Below are 2,259 nucleotides of genomic sequence, written 5' to 3' on the forward strand. Positions count from 1 at the left end.
GCATTGAGACCGAGAGGTCTCTTTTTTTATGCCAAAAATTGAAAAACAAGTCGACAAATAACGGCATTGCGAAGAGAAAGCGATTGAAGCTGATACGCTTAAGAATTTTTTAGCTATGAATTATAAAACAATCACATACAATTATTTTTTTAAAGCATTAATATTGTAAAATATTTTGCAACGTATTATTATTATAGTGTATGAGTCCGAGATAGATATAAGGGGTCTCTTAATAATTTCAATTAAGGAGAGAGAACCCATTGAAAAGGAAGAAAAGCAAACAAAAGGATTATTTCTCGAATGTTCAAAATAAATACTCCATAAGAAAATTTTCAGTAGGAATTACATCAATTTTAATAGGAGCATCTGTCATTTTTGGAGCTAATTCTGAAGCACATGCTGCAGAGATAAAAAGTGATGATAATACACAAAAAGTTGTTAATAAAGAATATAGCGATGGTATTTCGCAAGAACAACAGGATAAATCATTAAATCTTGCTCAAGACAAAGAAAAGTCAAATAATGTTAATAAAAATAAAGTAACAGACGTAGGAACATCTGATGTGTTAAAGGATACAAAGACAACACATGAAAATGTACAGCAACAAGATAATGTTGCGTCAAAAGAAGAAACTACTAAAAAAACGCCTAGTGCTATAGATAAAAATAATACATCAGCACAATCTGAAGTTGTAACTTCGAGTGATGCTACTAAGACATCTACTGCTTTAAATCAAGTTGATAGAAATCAACTATCATCACAATCTACTTCAGAAAGACCGAAAAAACGCGTTAAACGTGACGTGGGTACTGATGACAAGCAATTAGTAGGGGAATTCGTATTTAGCGGCACAAATAGTAATGAAAGACGCTATAATTTAACATCAGATATCGTGTCTAACAGACGTGTAACAAGTACGTCATTTTCTTATTCAGCATCAGGGCATGGCACAATTGATAATGGCAAGCTGGTTTACGAAGCACCTAAAAAATTTATAATTTCAGAACCAACATTTTCAAAATCGGAATTTGTGACTAACAAGACAAATTTATCTGATAATGAGACATGGCGCTATCAATTTGATTTAAGACCACTTTCTGGTACATCAGCAGGTCAAATCAATATCAGTCAAGTTATTGGCGGGATGATTTGGACGGGACCAGGTGAAGGTGATGTTGTTACTTCAACAATGAAAATGTATCAGGGAGATACGCTTGTTGATACTAAACAAGTTAATGCAACATTTGATCATATAAAAGGTGGTTTATACATAGACCGAGGGCAAGAAAAACCGACGTCTATTTGGAGAATTACACGAAAATCAGCGGCTGCACAATCACCTACGATTGGAGTTATCAAAGAAGATGGGACAATTTCTGAAAAAACGGATAACTATCGCTATCAGGTGCCACTGCCAAGAGATAATTGGTTTTTAGAAAATCGTGATGATGCAGTATCACCACATTATTATTCACGTTATACTGATTTTAAATATAATATTTTAAATATTCCAAGTTGGTTAGAACTTGATTCAGATGCTAAAGGCAATAGATTTTGGACACAAGATGAATCAGGCATTCATCTCCATCTTAATGAGGGTGATATTTTACCTTATAATGGTTATACACCAGTATTAAAATTGAAAAAATCTGCATTAACACCAGAATTATTAGCAAAATTTAAAACTGACGGCTTTATTAAAGTAAACTTAGATTGGCAAACGATAGGCCGACTTCCAAATGGACAAGATTATATTCAAAATGTACCTGATCCAGAGGGAATTAAGTTTAAAATGATTAATGAGGCTGGTACAGCAACAAGTAATGTTTATTTTATGAATTTCCGACTGCAAGAGCCTTCACATTTGTTTTCAAAAGCAGATCACAAAAATGAAGTATTCCGTGTGCAAAAATATATATATGATAGAGACCAATCGAATAAATATGCACCTACTTACATGCATTCAATACAATTACCATCAGGGCAAGAAGGCGATTACTTTACTACCTTTAAGCTTTCATTACCTAGAATAAATTATAATAACGGTTCAAGTGATAAAAATGCAGATAAAGGAATAGTATTAAAAGCACCATTTATTCTATACGGTGTAAATGCTGATGGATCTACTACAAAATTAAACGAATGGACGTCAATCAACAATACAAATAATACCTATGGATTGGGAGATAAAAAATATAATCATTTAATACTCCAAACACCAATTATTAGAGATACGGTTTCACCAGATAGTGAAGCAG

General features: G+C 32.9%; 1 protein-coding gene. It reads left to right on the forward strand.

The window, feature by feature from the left end; all coding sequences use genetic code 11:
* Nucleotides 1-260: 260 nt before the first annotated feature.
* Nucleotides 261-2,259, forward strand: a 1,999-nt coding sequence (locus CD041_RS12230; RefSeq protein WP_258027186.1) for a YSIRK-type signal peptide-containing protein, incomplete at its 3' end; no start/stop codon positions are given.

This window comes from Staphylococcus lugdunensis, assembly GCF_002901705.1.
Taxonomy (GTDB): Bacteria; Bacillota; Bacilli; order Staphylococcales; family Staphylococcaceae; genus Staphylococcus; species Staphylococcus lugdunensis.